Raw genomic sequence first — 17079 nt, 5'->3', positions numbered from 1 at the left:
GCAGGGCGCTACCGCTGTTCGGTCTTGGCGCGCGGCGCAAAGGCGGCCACCAACTGGTGACTGTCGCCGGGATAGACCAGCCGCGCCCAGGTCACCCAGCCTTCGGCGGTGCGGGTCCGGCGGACGATTTCCAGACAGGCGTCACCCTCTCGCAACGCCAGTTGTTCCGCCAGCGCGGCACCGGCATTCAGTGCCCGGATACGATGACTGGCCTCGCTCCATGGCACCTGTCGCAGCAGCCAGCTTCCCGGCGGGGTGGTGCTGAAATCCTGATCCAGCACACCGTCGGCGCGGGCGGGATTGACCAGCCGGGTCTCCAGGCAGAACGGCTGGCCATTGGCGCTGTGCAACCCTTCGAGCCGCAGCGCCGCCTGCCCCTCCTCGGCGCCGCTGCCGATTTCGTCCGCCTCCGCCGCTCCGAGCGCCCGCGCCCCGCGTGACCGCAGCGCAAACCGGTAGTCCTGGCCCATGGCGCGGACCTCGGCCTCGATATCGGCGATCTCCATGATCGCTGACTGTGCCCGCGGCTGCGCAACAAATGTGCCGCGTTTCTTGCGCCGGATCAGATAGCCTTCGCGCGCCAGCCGGGTCAGCGCCTTGTTCATCGTCATCCGCGACACGCCATAGGTTTCGGCCATCGCGGTTTCCACCGGCAGCTGGTGCCCCGGCGCCCAGTCTCCCGACACGATCATCCGGCGGATGTCTTCGGTGATCCGGTCGTGCTGGCTGATCCGCGTTGGCGGCTGCGTCATCTGGCCTGCTCCCTGCCCTTCCCCCCGTCGTCGCGGACGTGCCGACACCCCCTACTGCACCAGAAACGCCCCGCGGTCGAGATAGGTGTCCAGGAACTGCTCCAGACGCGGATTGCGTGGCGCCGCGAAAACCTTGTCCGGGGTGTCGTGAAACAGCAGCCGCCCGTGATCGAGGAAACAGACCTTGTTCCCGACCGAGGCGGCAAACCCGATCTCGTGTGTCACCACCACCATGGTCATGCCCTCGTCCGCCAGGGCGCGCATCACGTTCAGCACCTCGCCGGTCAGTTCCGGATCCAGCGCCGAGGTCGGTTCGTCAAACAGCATGATCGTCGGGTCCAGCGCCAGCGCCCGGGCAATCGCCACGCGCTGCTGCTGTCCGCCGGACAGTTGTGACGGGTAGTGATGCGCGCGGGCCGCAAGATCGACCTTCTCCAGCTGCGCCATCGCCTTGTCCTCGGCCTCCTTGCGGGGCATCCTGCGCACCCGGCGCAGCGCGGCAGAGACGTTTCCCAGCGCCGTCATGTGCGGCCACAGGTTGAATTGCTGAAACACCATGCCGATCCTGGACCGCGCGCGGCGCAGTTCGGCCGCACTCTGGCGCCGCCGCCCGTCCGGCCCCTCGACAAAGCCCAGCGGCGCGCCCTCGATCGTGATCGTGCCGGCGTCGGCGTGCTCGAGACCTGCCATGCAGCGCAGCAGGGTGGATTTGCCCGACCCGGACGGCCCGATCAGGCAGGACACCTGCCCGCGTGGCACCTCGAGATTGATGTCGCGCAGCACGATGGTGTCGCCGAACTGCTTGCTGACATTCTGGATGCTGATGGCGCTCTGGGTCATGTCACACTCAGTTTGGATATTTTGCGTTCGGTAAAGCGGCCCAGCCAGTTGGCAAGCTCGACAAGGCCCCAGTAGACAAGGGCCAGCACCACGATGGATTCGACAAAGGCATACTGCTGGCTGCCGATGGCACTGACCGTCATGGTCATTTCCGGCACCGTGATCAACGACAGAAGCGCGGTGTCCTTGAGCAGGATCACCGACATGTTCAGCGAGGGCGGCAGCACCAGCAGCGCCATTTCCGGCAGCAGGATGAACAGGATCGTCTGGCCCCGGGAAAGACCGACACACTCTGCCGCCTCGACATGTCCCGGTGGCACCGATTGATAGCCCGCCCGGAAGATCTCGGAATAATAGGCGGCACCATAGACCGACAGGCCCAGCAACCCGGCCGTGACCGGATCCAGCCGCAGGCCGATATACGGACCGCCGAAATACAGCAGGAAGATCTGCACGAGGAACGGTGTGCCGCGCAGCACCTCGACCGGGACCGCCAGGACCGCGTTGACCAGCGGCCCCCCGAACCGGCGCGCGGTGGCGACGACAAAGCCCAGCGCCACGGCCAGCGCCGTGCCGACCACCCAGATCAGGATCGTGACGCCCAGACCGGCAAGAATCTGTGGCCCCTTGGCAAGAATGACGGCGAAATCAAAACTCATTTGGCAGGCAGTCCGGGCAGGGCAGCCTCGGCGCGACGGGCGGCCAGGGCGACGATGAGGTTGATCACAAGATAGATCAATCCTGCCGACGCAAAGATCGGCAGCGGCTGATAGGTCGATGCCGACAGATTCTGCGCCATCTTGGTCAGCTCGACGAGGCCCACCACCGACACCAGGGACGAAGATTTCAGGATCAGGATCGCCTCGTTCACCAGCGCCGGAAAGGTCAGGCGCAACGCGATGGGCGTGCGGATATACACAAATGCCTGCATCCGGGAAAACCCGGCCATCTCGGCGCTTTCGATCAGGCCGATGGGCACACCTTCAAAGCCACCCCGCAGGTTTTCCGCCTGATAGGCGGCCGTACACAGTGACAGGCCGATGATCGCGGTGGCGAGGCTGGGCAGGGTGATGCCGATGACCGGCAGCAGGTTGAAGATCAACAACAGCTGCACCAGCAGCGGCACGCCGCGAAAGAAGGATATGAACAGCCCGGCGCCCGCGTACGCCAGGCGATTGCCCGACATCCGCAACGCCGACAGGACCACGGCAATGGCCAGGCCGGCACAAATCGAAATGGCGCTGACAAAGATCGTCATCAGCGAGGCCTGTAGCAGCAGCTGGAACAAGGACCAGGTCATGGCACGGTACGTCCTGTCTGGGTATGTGCTGCGGGGCCCGCCGGGCTGCCCCGCAGCACAGGCGGCGATCAGATGCTGGGATCGGTGACGTAGTCCGGCATGTCAAAGGTGGTGCCGAACCATTTTTCCTGCAGCACCGCCATGCGGCCATCCGCCTTCATCGCCAGCAGGATCTCGTCGATCTTGTCCATCAGGCTGGAAAATTCCGGCTCGATCCGGCCCGGAAAGCCGAAATAGGTCGGGGTGCCGAAGGCGGGGGTCACCACCTTGAACACCTCGGGGCGCTGCGAGGCGACAAAGGCGATGTTGGGCAGCGAATTGGCAACGGCCTCGATCCGGCCGGCGGCAAGGTCCGCATAGGATTCGTTGAACGAGACATATTCGCGGTATTCGGTCGGCGCCGGGTCGAGCGTCGCACCATAGGCCTGTAGCTGCGCCAGCTGCGCGGTGCCGGTGCCAGAGCCGACCGGCTTGCCCGCGATGTCCGAAGGGGCAGCGACCGCGCTGTCGGCACCGACGAGCAGGGCCACCGTTGCTTCGGCGATCGGGCTGGAAAACCGATAGCGCTGCATCCGTTCCTTGGTGATCGTCGCCGGGCCCGCCACAACATCAAAGCGGCCCGCTTCCAGACCGGGCAGGACACCGGTCCAGTCTAGCGTGATCCATTCGATCTCGACACCCATGTCCTTGCCGATCTCGGCATAGATGTCGGTGTTCAGGCCGGTGTGCTTGCCGGCATCTATGAAATCGAACGGGGCAAAGGCGGTTTCGGTGCCGACCTTGAGCGTCCCGGCGGCCATGACCCGCTCCAGCGCATCCTGCGCCTGGGCCGTAAGGGTGGTTCCAACCAGAAGGGCCGCGCCGGTGAGGGCGGCGAGTAAATGCTTGCGCATGAGAAGACTCCCTGTGCGCCCCTTTGCGGGGGCATCATTGATGGTTTTGGTCTGACCGGCATCGCAATGTGCCGTGTATCTTTTTGTGTATACAATTAGCACTAAACCGCAATTTCAGCCGTGACGGAAGAGCGTTTCCACCATTGGCCGCCTATCTATTGGGCGTAATCTTCCCAGCTTGCGCACCGAACAAGCGCCCGATGGCGCGTGCCGCTGCCACACCAGGGCCGGGAGCGCCCTACAGATCAAAGATCTTGCCCGGGTTCAGGATTCCCTGCGGATCCACAGCCCGTTTCAGCCGCCGCATCAGATCCAGCGCACCGCCGTGTTCTGCCAGCATATATTCCTTTTTGCCCAGTCCCACCCCATGCTCACCCGTCGCGGTGCCACCGCAGGCTAGCGCCATGTCGACAAGCCGGGCATTCAGCGCCCTGACCTTCGCCTGTTCGTCGGGCGTCTCGGGATCGAACAGCATCACCAGATGGAAATTTCCGTCCCCGACATGGCCGTGCAGCGGCGCCACCACGCCCGCCGCCGCGACCTCGGACTGAATCGCCGCAATGAGCTCCGGCAACTGCGTCACCGGCACACAGACGTCGGTTGACAGGCTCTTGCACCCGGGCCGCAGGCTGCGCGCCGCATAAAGCGCCGAATGCCGCAGCGCCCAGAGCGCGGCATATTCGTCCGGAGTGCGGCAGGGCGCTGCCGTTGCGCCGTGCGAGGCGGCCAGCGCGCCAAAGCTCGCGAGATCGGCATCGACCTGCGCGGCACTGCCGGTCATGTCCACCATCAGCGTCGCGGTCTCGGGTTGGTCGGTCCGGTTGTAGGCGTTGATCGCGCGCATCTGCAGCGCGTCCAGCAGCTCGATCCGGTTCAGACACAGCCCGCATTGCAGCGCCTCGACCACGGTCTGCGTGGCGTCGGCAATCTGCGCGAAACTGTACAGGCCCGCCCGCGCCGCCTCGGGGATGCCGGCCAGGCGCAGGGTCAGTTCAGTGATCACTCCCAGAGTACCCTCGGCCCCGACAAAAAGCGCAGTGAGGTCATAGCCCGATGACGATTTGCGCGCCCTCCCGCCGGTGCGGATCACTTCGCCGTCCGCCAGCACCACGGTCAGCCCCGTCACCAGCGTCCGCATGGTGCCATGCCGCACCGTCATCGTGCCCGACGCCCGGGTCGAAGCCAGCCCGCCCAGCGTCGCATGTGCGCCCACATCGATCGGCAGGAACAGCCCGGTGTCGCGCAAATGCGTGTTCAGCTGCTGCCGGGTGACGCCGGCCTCGACCGTCGCGTCCATATCCCCGGCCGAAACCCGCAGAATTGCCGTCATCCGGGTGAGATCGAGGCACAGCCCGCCCTGCACCGCCTGCGTCTGTCCTTCGATCGACGACCCGTGCCCGAACGCCACCACCGGAAAGCGGTGCGCGTGGCAGATCGCCAGCGCCTGCGATACCTCGTCGGTGGTCAGTGCATACAGCACCGCGTCGGGCGGCGCCGGGGCGTGCCAGCTGTCGCCCGCGCCGTGCTGCGCGCGCAGGGCAGCGCCGGTTTCGATGCGCGGACCAAAGCGGGCGGTCAGGGCCGATAGCGCAGGATGGGTCATCTACCGTGCCGCGTCCCGGACGGCGGTATGGCGGTTCACCGGAAATGACAGCCCCAGGTTTTCGCGCAGGGTCGCACCCTCGTATTCTGCGCGGAACAGCCCCCGGCGTTGCAGCTCGGGCACCACCAACCGGGTAAAATCCTCGAGACTGGAGGGCAGGGTCGGGCACATCAGGATAAATCCGTCCGCCGCCTCGGTCTCGAACCATTCCTGCATGTAATCGGCGACCTCTAGGTAGGATCCGGTCAACCCGTTGCCGGTGTGCTGACGGGCATAATGGGTGATCAAGGCGCGCAGGCTGTGGCCCTGCTCTACAAATTCCTTCACGCCTTCGAACATGGCCACCGAGCCCTTGGCCCTGGCCGGCATCCGCTCCATCGGGAACGGCTGGTCCAGATCCGCACCATGCAGGTCGGTTTCAAGGAATTCCTGCAGCATCAGCAGGCCAACCTCCGGGTGCATCACCTCCACCATTTCCTGCGCCCGCGCTTCGGCTTCGGCCCGCGTCTCGCCGACATTGATGACGATCCCCGGCATGATCTTGAGGTCCGAGGGCTTGCGGCCATATCTGGCCATCCGCCCTTTCACATCCTGGTAAAACGCGCGATTCTTGTCGATGTTCGAGGCCAGCGAAAACACCACCTCGGCGGTCCGTGCCGCCAGTTCCTTGCCGCGTTCGGACCCCCCGGCCGGTGCAATCACCGGCCGCCCCTGCGGTGTGCGGGCAATGTTCAACGGGCCGCGCACCTGGAAATGCGGGCCGACATGGTCAAGTTGATGCAGCTTGTCCTTGTCATGATAGAGGCCATTTTCGCGGTCCAGCAGAAGGGCGTCGTCCTCAAAGCTGTCCCACAGCCCCAGCACCACATCGAGAAACTCCTCGCCCCGGTCATAGCGGTCGCCGTGCGGGTCCAGACCCTGCCGGTTGTAGTTGTAACCGGTTTCGTCATGGTCCGAAGTCACCACATTCCAGCAGATGCGCCCGCGGGAAATCTGGTCCGCCGACCCGAACAGCCGGGCAATATTGTAAGGCTCGTAGTAGCTGGTCGAGGCAGTTGCGACGAACCCCAGCCGTTGCGTCACCATCGACAGCGCGGTGATCGCAGTGATCGGCTCGAACCGGTTCATTTTTGTCGGCTGGCGGGCCAGGGCCTCGGGGTGACCGACAGCGGCGGCAGGGCTGTCGGCAAAAAACATGAAGTCCAGACAGGCGGCCTCGGAAATCTGTGCCACCTTCGCCAGATGCGCAATGTCATTGGCGCCCTTCACATCCGATCCGGGATGCAGCCACGCCGCCGGATGAAAGCCGAACGTATAAACGAAGGTTCCAAGCCGAAGCTTGTCGGTGCGTGCCATGATTGCCGTCTCCAGACTGCCGGAAGTCGGCGCAGTATGGCGCGGCGAATGCGACGGCAAAAGCAACATTCGACTGCGGCAAGCGTCGTTTGTACAAAAACAACTTTTCAGCGGGGAAAGTGCCTAAAAGCTGACCTCGGCGACGCGCGGCTCAGGGCCGCCGCAGCACCGACCGAAACACCAGGATCGTGACCACGGCAAAGACCGCGTTCACGGCAAATTCCATGATCCAGGGCCCGGCGGCGACAAAGGCCGTCTTGGCCACCAGGGTGGGCAGCACCGTAAGCGTCACCAGCGCGGTGATCCAGGCGTCGCGGGGATCCATTCGGGCAAAGATCGGGATGAGAAGAAGGGCGGACAGCAGAGCCACCAGAACCCGCCCGAAGCTGAAGACAAGCCCGGCAAGCGGGATGCCGAAAACCGCCCAGACCAGGAGCGAATAGGCCAATATGCCGATGGCTCCGGCCAGCACAGCAGCAATGATGGTTCTGCTCGTGATCATCTCGAAATCCCTTTATGATACAGGACAATAACGCGACACCGGCGGCGCGGTTCCTGACACCATCTTCCCACGGCCGGAACCCGCCCGTGCGTTCGGGGTCGGGACGTCCAGGGTCGGGGCGTCAGGGCTGCCCGTCGTCGCGGGGCGCCTCGAGCCGCGCCAGCAGGGCGCGCGCAGCGACCTCGATCAGGTCCAGGCAGCCGTCGAAATCCCGGGTGAAATAAGGGTCCGGCACATGGTCGGCGCCTTCGGTGTAATCCGTGAACAGGCACAGTTTCGCCGTGCTGCCGGGCGGGCGCAGACGTTCGAGATGCGCCAGGTTGTCGGCGTCCATCGCCAGGATCAGGTCAAACCGCTCAAAATCGACGGCGCTCACCTGCCGTGCCCGCAGGGCGCTCAGATCATAACCACGGGCCCGCGCCGCCCGCTGCATCGGCCCGTAGGGCGGTTCGCCCAGATGCCAGTCGCCGGTGCCTGCGCTGTCGATTGTCAACGCGTGGCCCCGGGCCAGCGCCAGTGCCCGCAGGACCGCTTCGGCAGAGGGTGACCGGCAGATGTTGCCGAGACAGACAAACAGAATACGATCAGCCATGGGGCACCTCCTGATCTGGACCTAGCATTCGAGGCACGGCATGAAAACCTGCGGCAAAATCGTGATCCTGACGGGTGCCGGGGTTTCCGCCGAAAGCGGCCTTGGCACGTTCCGCGATACCGACGGGTTGTGGGCAAACACCCGGATTGAAGAAGTGGCCACGCCGCAGGCCTTTGCCCGCGACCCCGCAAAGGTCCACGCCTTCTACAACATGCGCCGCCGCGCCGCCGCGGCTGCCCGCCCCAATGCGGCACATTTTGCACTGGCCCGGTTGCAAGAGCACTGGCCCGCACCCGTGATCCTGATCACCCAGAATGTCGACGGTCTGCATGCGGCCGCGGGTGGCGCGGCGCTTCAGATGCACGGCGCCCTGTCGGGTGCGCTCTGTGCCGAATGCGGCCACCGCTGGTCGGCACCGGTTGAAATGACACCCCGGGACCTTTGTCCGCGGTGCGGCGCTGCGGCCACGCGGCCCGATATCGTCTGGTTCGGCGAGATGCCCCATCACATGGCGGAGATCGAGGCCCACCTCGGCGACTGCATGCTGTTCGTCGCCATCGGCACATCAGGCGCGGTCTATCCCGCCGCCGGCTTTGGCGCCGGGGTCGCCCGTCGGGGCATCGAAACGCTGGAGATAAACGCGGCGGCGACAGACGTGTCAGCGATATTCGACCGCCACATCATCGGCAGAGCAAGTCAGGTCGTGCCGGCCTGGGTTGCGCAGCTTCTGGACCGGGACCCTGCGTGAAAAATTGTCTGCCGAAAATTTTCCGGCGCTGCGCCCGGCCCGGGCGAATCGCGGGGCACCGGCGAAACGCAATCAGCCCCGGTCGGATGCGACCGGGGCTGTATCGTCTGTGCCGGGAACCGGATCAGGCCTGAGCGGCCTGCGCCTTGGCAATCTCTTTCTTGACCTTCAGCGCGTCAGCCGACAGTTCGGCGTCCTTGGCCTTGGCCAGGAACCGGTCAAGCCCGCCACGGTGATCAACGCTGCGCAGCGCCGAAGCCGAAATCCGCAGCTTGATGCCACGGTTCAGGGTTTCGGACTGAAGCGTCACGTCGTTCAGGTTCGGCAGGAAACGCCGACGGGTCTTGTTGTTGGCATGGCTGACATTGTTGCCAGTCATCGGGCCTTTTCCGGTCAGTTCGCATACACGCGACATGGGTCCATCCTCGTCTTTGCTCGCGGCGTCCGCCGGGACCTCACCACAAAGTCCGGGCCTCACCAATATGAAAGGGCGCCGCAAAGCCGCGCCCAGAATCTCGTTTCGGGTGGGTAAGCGTTTCGGCCACGCGCGTCAAGAGGCTGGGCGAAAGGGTTGGCGCGAGGCGTGTCTTTTTTCCGCCCGATCCGGCAGAATCCCCGCTGTCGGCGCGCAACAGGACCGGCCCGGCCGGATCTAGGCGTCGCGGGCGCCGGGCGCCAGTGCCGTTGCCCGAGCGCGGGCAGCCGCCGCCAGCCCGTCCCTGCCGTGCCGCCCGGCGATCTCTGCCATCTGGGTCCAGTACAACGGGCTGTGGCGGCGGCTGTCGCGGTGCAGCCCGGTGATCGCCGCCGGATCCACCCGCCCGTGCAGCAGCTGCCGTTGCAGGGCGGCAAACCGGCCGCCCTCGCGCAGGACCCGGCTGGCCGGATGCCCCGACCCGGCCAGACGGCACAGCGCCAGACCGGGAAACACCGCCCCGATCATCCGGGCGTTCAACAGGTCCATCGGCTTGAACGGATCAAACAGCACCGCCCCGGCGAGGGCCCGCCGTCCGTGCGACGCAAGATCGCCAAGCGCGCCGTCAAACCCGCCGGCACAGTCGCGATACCGCCGGTCCTGCGGCAGAACCCGAGGTGACAGGGTGAACTGAGGCGAGACGGCAATCAGGTGCTTCAGTCCCAATGCCGCCGAAAACCGCAACCCCGCGTAGCCGCCCATGGAAAACCCCATGCCGACCACCCGGCTGTATCTGCCGCAGACGGCCGCCAAGGCCGCTTCGAACGCCGCGGTTTCGCCGTTGATGTACCAGTCGTTCCAGCGTGCCTGCAGGTGCAGATGGGCATAGCCCCGCGCCACAAAGCTGCGCACCGGGCGCGGGGCATCAAAGGCCCCGGGCCGCGCCAGCCGTTGGCGGAACGTCACAAACAGCCGGTCGGCGGAAGCATTGAACAGATCCGCCCGCAGCAGATCGCCGACAAAGACCGTGGTCGGCTCCAACACTCACCCCCGTCCGGCGAGATAGCCGTCAAGAAGCTCTTCGGCTGCGGCCGCAGGGGTCAGCGCGCCCTGTCCGACCTTCTGCGCCAGCGCAGCCATCGCGCCTTTGACCGGTTCCCGCCTGAGCCGGGCAAGCAACCCCTCGCGAACTTCGGATTCAAACCAGTAGCGCGCCTGATCCGCCCGTCGCGCCGCCCAGTGGCCCTGCGCGCGCCGCCAGTCAGCCAGCGCCTGCATCTCGTTCCAGGCCGAGGCAAGGCCAAAATCTTCCAGTGCCGAGACGGTCATCGCCTTGGGAAACCCCTCGGGGTCCTGCTGGCGCTTGCGCAGCAGCCGCAGGGCGCCGGCATAATCTGCGCAGGTCCGCATCGCGGTCGCCTTGAGATCGCCATCCGCCTTGTTGACCAGAATCAGGTCCGCCATTTCCATGATGCCGCGTTTGACTCCCTGCAGCTCATCTCCGCCCGCCGGGGCCAGCAGCAGCAGAAACAGATCCGACATCTCCGACACTACCGTCTCGGATTGGCCGACACCCACCGTCTCGATCAGGACAACGTCGAACCCCGCCGCCTCGCAGAGGTCGATGGCCTCGCGGGTGCGCCGTGCCACGCCGCCCAGATGGGTCTGGCTGGGGGACGGTCGGATGAATGCGTTGGGATCGCGGCTCAGATGTTCCATCCGGGTCTTGTCCCCCAGGATCGAGCCGCCCGAGCGGGCCGAACTCGGATCCACCGCCAGCACGGCCACCCGCAGCCCCTGCCCGGTCAGCATCAGCCCGAAGGTTTCGATGAACGTCGACTTTCCCACCCCGGGCGTGCCGGACAGGCCGATCCGCAGCGCCTCGCGCCCCAGAGGCCGCACCTTCTCGAGCAGGTCCGTGGCACGTGCCCGGTGATCCGCGCGTCCGCTTTCCACCAGCGTGATTCCCCGCGCGAGCGCGCGCCGCTCTCCGGCTGCGATGCCGCGTGCCAATTCGTCGATATCCATACTGCCCGGCCTCCTGTCGTAGGCAGAGTGATGCCCTTCCCGTCCCGCGATTGTCCACCCCCTTGCAGCCACTGTCGCGCCTTCCGCTCTCTCTGCCGATGGATGTCCGGACGGCAGAGGCGACACGCCCGGCGCGCTGTCGTGCCCGGGCACACATGTCCCCGTCTTGCCGCGCCTCGGGCAATCCCGCATAACCCGGGGCATGACCCACCTGCCCATCGACGCCCTGCTGCCTGACCTGATCACGGCCTTGCGTGAACATGGCCGCGCCGTGCTTCAGGCCCCGCCCGGCGCGGGCAAGACCACCCGCGTGCCGCTGGCGATGCTCGACGCGGGCCTGACGCCGCAGACCATCGTCATGCTGGAACCCCGTCGGCTTGCCGCCCGTGCCGCCGCCGAACGCATGGCCGAGACGCTGGGGGAAACGGTCGGCCAGACTGTGGGTTATCGCATCCGCGGCGAATCGAAGGTCACGAAACAGACCCGCATCGAGGTGGTGACCGAAGGTATCCTGACCCGGCGCATCCAGTCCGACCCCGAATTGCGCGGAGTCGGAGCCGTGATCTTTGACGAATTCCACGAACGCTCGCTCAACGCCGATCTGGGTCTCGCGCTCTGCCTCGAAATTGCCGGCGCCTTGCGCGACGACCTGATCCTGCTGGCCATGTCCGCCACGCTTGACGCCGCCCCGGTCGCCGACCTCATGCAGGCGCCGATCCTCACCTCCGAAGGCCGCGGCTTTGCGGTCGAAACCCGCTGGCTCGACCGGCCCCTGGCGCGCGATCAGCGGTTCGAGGCAGCCCTTGCCGACCTGATAACCGTCGCTGCCGCCGACTCTACGGGCGGCCTGCTGGCCTTCCTGCCCGGCGAAGGCGGGATCCGCCGCACCGAAGCGCTGTTGAAACACCGCCTGCCCGCAGATCACCACATCCGCCCCCTGTTCGGTGCCATGGATTTTGCCGCCCAGCGGGCAGCGATTGCCCCGGCGCGGGAGGGCCGCAAGATCGTCCTCGCCACGGCCATTGCCGAGACCTCGCTCACCATCGAGGATATCCGGGTGGTGGTCGACGGCGGCCGCGCGCGCCGGGCGCGCTTTGATCCCGGCTCGGGCATGTCCCGACTGGTGACGGAAAAGGTCACCCGCGCCGAGGCAACCCAGCGCGCCGGCCGCGCCGGGCGAGTCGCCCCCGGCACCGGCTACCGGCTCTGGACCAAGGGCGAGGAGGGCGCGCTGCCGCCCTTTCCGCCTGCCGAAATCGAAGCCGCCGATCTGGCCGGATTCGCGCTGGAAATCGCTCTCTGGGGTGCGCAGGCCGAGGCACTGCCGCTGCTCACACCGCCCAATCCCGGCGCCCTGGCCGAAGCGCAGGCGCTGTTGCGGATGCTGGGCGCACTGGACCGCAGCAACCGGATCACGGCGCATGGCCGCAGACTTGCTCGCCTGCCGCTGCATCCGCGTCTGGCGCATATGCTGGCGCTCTCGGGTCCGGCGGCGGCCCCGATGGCCGCATTGCTCGCGGACCGCGACCCGTTGACGGGTGCCCCGGCGGATCTGTTGCTGCGGCTGGAAGCGCTGCGGGATCCGCGCCGCTTTGGCGACACCCGGCCCTATGGGATAAACCGCGCCGCGCTGAGCCGCATACAGACAGAAGCGCGCCGTCTTGCCGCCGCCGCAAAGACCGCCGACCGCACTCTGTCTCCGGCCCAGATCGCGGCGCTCGCCTATCCTGACCGCATCGGCCTGCGCCGTCGCGGCGACGCGCCGCGCTACCAGCTTTCGGGCGGCAAGGGCGCGGTGCTGAACGACAGCGACACGCTGGCCGGGGCCCGCCTGATCGTCGCCACCGACCTTGACGGCAATCCGCGCGAAGCAAGGATCCGGCAGGCGATCCAGATCACCGAGGCCGAGTTGCGCGACCTCTTTGCGGATCAGATCGGCTGGGAAAACATCTGCACCTGGTCCAGACGCGAACGCCGCGTCCTGGCCCGCCAGCAGGAAAAACTGGGCGCCATCGCGCTGGATGACCGGATCTGGAAAGACGCGCCGCCCGAGGCGCTGTCGCGTGCCATGCTCGACGGTGTCCGGGATCTCGGCCTGACACTGTCGGACCCTGCGCGTCGTTTTGTGGCCCGCGTCGAGATCGCCCGCCGCGCGGGCCACGCCCTGCCCGACATGACCGCCGAGTCGCTGCTGGACCGGATCGACGACTGGCTGCTGCCCTATCTTGCCGGCGTGACCACCGCCGAGCACTGGAAACGCCTTGACCTGCTTCCGGCGCTGCGTGCGCAGATCGACTGGGACGGCATGCAGGCGCTCGACCGCGCCGTTCCCGCACATTTCACCACGCCGCTGGGCCGCCAGATCCCGATCGACTATTCCGGAGAAGCCCCGGAAATATCCCTGCGGCTGCAAGAGATGTTCGGCCAGACCACACATCCCAGTGTCGGCACCACGCCGCTGCGGGTCACGCTGCTGTCACCTGCCGGGCGCCCGGTACAGACCACGCTGGACATTCCCGGTTTCTGGGACAGCAGTTACGAAGATGTGCGCCGCGACATGCGCGGGCGCTATCCGCGCCACCCCTGGCCCGACAACCCGCGGGAGGCGGACCCGACCCTGCGCGCCAAACCGCGCGGAACATGATCCTGCCGCCGCTGCGCCCATTGCGGGCGCCGCCGCAAGACCCCCTGCCCCCGCGGGCCAAGCGACCGGCGCCGCTGTCAGACCTCCAGGCACCAGCGCATGACCGCCTTTTGCGCATGCAGGCGGTTCTCGGCCTCGTCGAAGATCACCGAATTCGGGCCGTCCATCACGTCCGAGGTCACCTCTTCCTCACGGTGTGCGGGCAGGCAGTGCATGAACAGCGCCTCGGGTTTGGCAAGATCCATCAGCGCGCGGTTGACCTGATAGGGCCGCAGCATGTTGTGACGCCGCTCGCGGGCCGACTGGGCATCGTGCATGCTGACCCAGGTGTCGGCAACGACAAGGTCGGCGCCTTCCACGGCCTTGGCGGGATCGCGTTCGATGGTGACGCTCACCCCGGCATTGCGGGCCAGGCCGACAAATTCCATTTCGGGGTCCAGCTGCACCGGCCCGGTGAAGGTGAGGTCAAAGCCGAACTGCGCCGCGGCGTGCAGCCACGAAGCGCAGACGTTGTTGCCATCGCCGGCCCAGACGATCTTTTTGCCCCGGATCGGGCCGCGGTGCTCTTCGAAGGTCAGCACGTCGGCCATGATCTGGCACGGGTGGGTGCGGTCGGTCAGACCGTTGATCACCGGCACAGAGGCGTATTCCGCCATCTCGGTCAGCACCGCCTCGTCAAAGGTGCGGATCATGATCATGTCGACATAGCGGCTGAGCACGCGGGCGGTGTCGGCGATGGTCTCGCCGTGACCGAGCTGCATGTCGCTGCCTGACAGCACCATGGTCTGCCCGCCCATCTGCCGCACGCCGACATCAAACGACACCCGGGTGCGGGTCGAGGGTTTTTCGAAGATCAGCGCGACCATGTGCCCCGCCAGCGGCTGTTCGGCGTCCGGCGTGCCCTTGGGCAGCCCGTTGCGGGCGGCCTTCATCGTGGCGGCGCTGTCGATCATGCTGCGCAGTGCGGTGGGATCGGTTTTGTGGATATCGAGGAAATGGTTCATTTTTTTACTTTTTCTTGTCGGAGTTTCGGGGGCCTTGCCCCCGGACCCCCGGGATATTCGGAACCCGGAGAAGATCAGACGACCTGCTCAGGCAACGGCGGTGGCGGCAGCGTCAAGGCGGGTGATTGCTTCGGCGATGTCGGCATCGGTGATGTTGAGGGCGGGCAGGAGACGGATCACGTTGTCGGCTGCGGGCACCGTGATGACCTGAGCCTCGTAACCGGCCTGGACCACGGCGGCATTGCCGACCACACACTTCAGCCCCAGCATCAGGCCCTGGCCGCGCACCTCTTCGAAGACGGTCGGGTGGGCGGCGACAAGACCTTCGAGTTTCTGGCGCAGCGCGCCGGCCCTGCGGTTGACGCCGTCAAGGAACTCGGGATCGGCGACGTGCTTCATCACCGCGATGCCAACGGCACAGCCCAGCGGGTTGCCGCCATAGGTCGAGCCATGCGTCCCGGCGGTCATACCGCTGGCGGCCTCCTCTGTCGCCAGCACCGCGCCCAGCGGGAAACCTCCGCCGATGCCCTTGGCCACCATCATGATATCCGGCGTGACACTGGCCCATTCGTGGGCGAAAAGCTTGCCGGTCCGCCCCATACCGCACTGCACCTCGTCGAAAATCAGCAGCACACCGGTTTCCTCGGCCAGCGCCTTCAGTCCCTTCAGGCACTGGTCGGGCAGCGGGCGGATGCCGCCTTCGCCCTGCACCGGTTCGATCAGGATCGCAGCGGAGGTGTCGCTGATCGCGGCCTTCAGCGCCTCGTGATCCCCCCAGGGCAGATGCACGAAGCCGGGCAGCAGCGGGCCGAAGCCCTTGGTCATCTTTTCCGACCCGGCGGCGGCGATCCCGGCCGACGAGCGTCCGTGAAACGACCCCGAGAAGGTGAGAATATCGGTGCGGTCAGGCTGACCTTTGTCGTACCAGTATTTGCGCGCCATCTTGACCGCCAGCTCGCAGGACTCGGTACCGGAATTGGTAAAGAACACCGTATCGGCAAAGGTGTGCTCGACCAGCAGGTCGGCCAGCGCCTGCTGTTGCGGAATCTGGTAGAGGTTGGACACATGCCAGAGCGCCTGCGCCTGCTCGGTCAGCGCGGCCACCAGATCGGGGTGCGCATGCCCCAGTGCGTTCACGGCAATGCCGGCGCCCAGGTCGAGAAATCGGCGGCCGTCCGCCTCGGTCAGCCAGCTGCCTTCGCCTTTGACAAAGCTGAACGGCGCACGGTTGTAGGTCGGCAAGACGGAGGAGATCATGGGTCTACCCTTTGTAAGAAGCCCGATTGGTGCCAAGTGCACCGGGGCAAGTCAAGTTGTCAGGGGGGTGTGAACAGGCAAGGCACCCGGTTTTCCGGGCACAGGAGGGACTCAGTCGAGTCGTCGGATATGCATTGCTCTGTTCATGAGGCCGCTCTTACAGCCGCGGGGGAGAATTGCAAGGGGTTCCCGGGCACTGGCGCCTGAGAGTCGGCGCAACGGCATCGCCTGCATGGCGTGACCACATCGCCAGCATGCTGCGAGCATTGGGACAGCGGGCAGCGGATGCATCCGGGCCGCGCCGCCGACAGCGGCGACGGGTACCGTCGTCGGCCGGGTTACCGGACAGGCCGACGGCCGATCCATGCATCCGGCGCCCTGCCACAGGTCCGCGACGACTGGTCACACCGATTGCATGAAACTCTTTGCCCGCGAGTTCGTTGTCCCCTGTGATCTGTCCTAACGCACAGACCCGACGCGGATTGGCGCACGGCGCCGTCCCGGGCACCCGGTCTGCGGAAGGGCAACTGACGGAAGGTCAGATCGCAAGCAAACGTTTGTCCGGCCCAGGCCGGAATTCCGAGTCAAGGACTGAAAAACAGGTGGCCTCAGCATGAAACAGACCGATTTTGATCTGCGTTCCCTTGCCGTGCGCGCCGCCCAGGCGGCGGGGTTCACCGAATCGCAGGCGGAGCTGTTCGGCCGCGCCGCAGTGCGTCACGTGACGCAGGGGCGCGACTGTGCAAGCTTGCTGGAGGCGCTTCACAACCCGACGGACAGTCCGATCCTGCGGCTGCCACTGGTTCTGGAGGACACGCTCAGCGCCTGTCGCGTGCTTGGCGGCTCGGCGGAACTGACTCTCAACCCGGCGGATACAGAGCTTGTGCAGAGTTATGTGGAACTGTTGCCCGGGCCGATCTCGAGCTGCAAAGTGACCATCCGCAATGGGTTGCCCCGATTGCAGGTCACCACCAGTGTCACGCAGGACGCAAGCCCGGAGCGGCCTCAGGAGGTCGCCGTGCCGGAGACTCTGCTGGAGCAGTTGAGAACCCTCGCGGCACCGCCCAAGCCCCGGCCGTCCTTTGCCGAACGTGCCGGGCAGGTTGCACAAAAAGCCAATGCCTCGCAGGAGCCTGCGCGCTGAA

The 17079-nt window shown here is 66.2% G+C and carries 17 protein-coding genes; 3 read left to right on the top strand and 14 right to left on the bottom strand.

The window, feature by feature from the left end; all coding sequences use genetic code 11:
* Positions 1–8: 8 nt before the first annotated feature.
* From hutC to FOY53_RS02180, 9 genes are all read right to left on the bottom strand, one after another.
* A complete protein-coding gene (hutC, locus tag FOY53_RS02220; RefSeq protein ID WP_146585226.1) occupies positions 9–752 on the bottom strand; it encodes a histidine utilization transcriptional repressor HutC in 744 nt (247 codons plus the stop codon).
* Between the two features lie 51 nt (positions 753–803).
* On the bottom strand, positions 804–1592 hold the full coding sequence (locus FOY53_RS02215; RefSeq protein WP_146585224.1) for an amino acid ABC transporter ATP-binding protein: 789 nt from the start codon (positions 1590–1592) through the stop codon (positions 804–806).
* A complete protein-coding gene (locus FOY53_RS02210; RefSeq protein ID WP_146585222.1) occupies positions 1589–2251 on the bottom strand; it encodes an amino acid ABC transporter permease in 663 nt (220 codons plus the stop codon). Before FOY53_RS02210 ends, FOY53_RS02215 begins: the two co-directional genes overlap by 4 nt.
* Positions 2248–2892 (bottom strand): amino acid ABC transporter permease, encoded by a 645-nt coding sequence (locus FOY53_RS02205; protein ID WP_146585220.1) that lies wholly within the window; start codon positions 2890–2892, stop codon positions 2248–2250. Before FOY53_RS02205 ends, FOY53_RS02210 begins: the two co-directional genes overlap by 4 nt.
* 68 nt (positions 2893–2960) lie before the next feature.
* A complete protein-coding gene (locus tag FOY53_RS02200) occupies positions 2961–3785 on the bottom strand; it encodes a transporter substrate-binding domain-containing protein (protein WP_146585218.1) in 825 nt (274 codons plus the stop codon).
* Positions 3786–4023: 238 nt separating this feature from the next.
* Entirely contained in the window at positions 4024–5388 is a 1365-nt protein-coding gene (locus FOY53_RS02195) for an FAD-binding oxidoreductase (RefSeq protein ID WP_146585216.1), read from the bottom strand.
* Complete coding sequence (locus FOY53_RS02190) at positions 5389–6744, bottom strand: LLM class flavin-dependent oxidoreductase (RefSeq protein ID WP_146585214.1); 1356 nt, start codon at positions 6742–6744, stop codon at positions 5389–5391.
* A 151-nt stretch (positions 6745–6895) separates the two neighbouring features.
* On the bottom strand, positions 6896–7246 hold the full coding sequence (locus FOY53_RS02185) for a hypothetical protein (protein WP_146585212.1): 351 nt from the start codon (positions 7244–7246) through the stop codon (positions 6896–6898).
* A 121-nt stretch (positions 7247–7367) separates the two neighbouring features.
* Positions 7368–7838, bottom strand: coding sequence for a low molecular weight protein-tyrosine-phosphatase (locus FOY53_RS02180; RefSeq protein ID WP_146585210.1), 471 nt, complete (start codon positions 7836–7838; stop codon positions 7368–7370).
* A 40-nt stretch (positions 7839–7878) separates the two neighbouring features.
* Between FOY53_RS02180 and FOY53_RS02175 the strand changes: the two genes are divergently transcribed.
* Positions 7879–8586, top strand: a complete 708-nt coding sequence (locus FOY53_RS02175) for a Sir2 family NAD-dependent protein deacetylase (protein WP_146585208.1) — start codon at positions 7879–7881, stop codon at positions 8584–8586.
* Between the two features lie 124 nt (positions 8587–8710).
* Here the strand turns inward: FOY53_RS02175 and rpmB are convergent, their stop codons facing one another.
* From rpmB to meaB, 3 genes are all read right to left on the bottom strand, one after another.
* Positions 8711–9001, bottom strand: a complete 291-nt coding sequence (gene rpmB, locus FOY53_RS02170) for a 50S ribosomal protein L28 (protein ID WP_146585206.1) — start codon at positions 8999–9001, stop codon at positions 8711–8713.
* A 237-nt stretch (positions 9002–9238) separates the two neighbouring features.
* Positions 9239–10045: an alpha/beta hydrolase gene (locus tag FOY53_RS02165; RefSeq protein ID WP_246107246.1), complete on the bottom strand. Its 807-nt coding sequence runs from the start codon at positions 10043–10045 to the stop codon at positions 9239–9241.
* Entirely contained in the window at positions 10046–11029 is a 984-nt protein-coding gene (meaB, locus tag FOY53_RS02160) for a methylmalonyl Co-A mutase-associated GTPase MeaB (protein WP_146585204.1), read from the bottom strand.
* Positions 11030–11231: 202 nt separating this feature from the next.
* Here meaB and hrpB point away from each other — a divergent pair, with 202 nt between their 5' ends.
* The gene (gene hrpB, locus FOY53_RS02155; protein WP_146585203.1) at positions 11232–13673 is read left to right on the top strand and encodes an ATP-dependent helicase HrpB; all 2442 of its coding nucleotides are present in this window, start codon (positions 11232–11234) and stop codon (positions 13671–13673) included.
* A gap of 77 nt (positions 13674–13750) precedes the next feature.
* Here hrpB and argF read toward each other — a convergent pair whose 3' ends face one another.
* Both argF and FOY53_RS02145 read right to left on the bottom strand, forming a co-directional pair.
* On the bottom strand, positions 13751–14677 hold the full coding sequence (argF, locus tag FOY53_RS02150) for an ornithine carbamoyltransferase (protein ID WP_146585201.1): 927 nt from the start codon (positions 14675–14677) through the stop codon (positions 13751–13753).
* Positions 14678–14764: 87 nt separating this feature from the next.
* Positions 14765–15934, bottom strand: coding sequence for an aspartate aminotransferase family protein (locus tag FOY53_RS02145; protein WP_146585199.1), 1170 nt, complete (start codon positions 15932–15934; stop codon positions 14765–14767).
* Between the two features lie 613 nt (positions 15935–16547).
* Here FOY53_RS02145 and FOY53_RS02140 point away from each other — a divergent pair.
* Positions 16548–17078, top strand: coding sequence for a hypothetical protein (locus FOY53_RS02140; RefSeq protein WP_146585198.1), 531 nt, complete (start codon positions 16548–16550; stop codon positions 17076–17078).
* Position 17079: the final 1 nt, after the last annotated feature.

It is taken from the genome of Puniceibacterium confluentis, from assembly GCF_007923445.1.
Taxonomy (GTDB): domain Bacteria; phylum Pseudomonadota; class Alphaproteobacteria; order Rhodobacterales; family Rhodobacteraceae; genus Puniceibacterium; species Puniceibacterium confluentis.
Note: the sequence above shows the minus strand (reverse complement) of the source record. Positions and strands in the feature narration are given on the sequence as shown.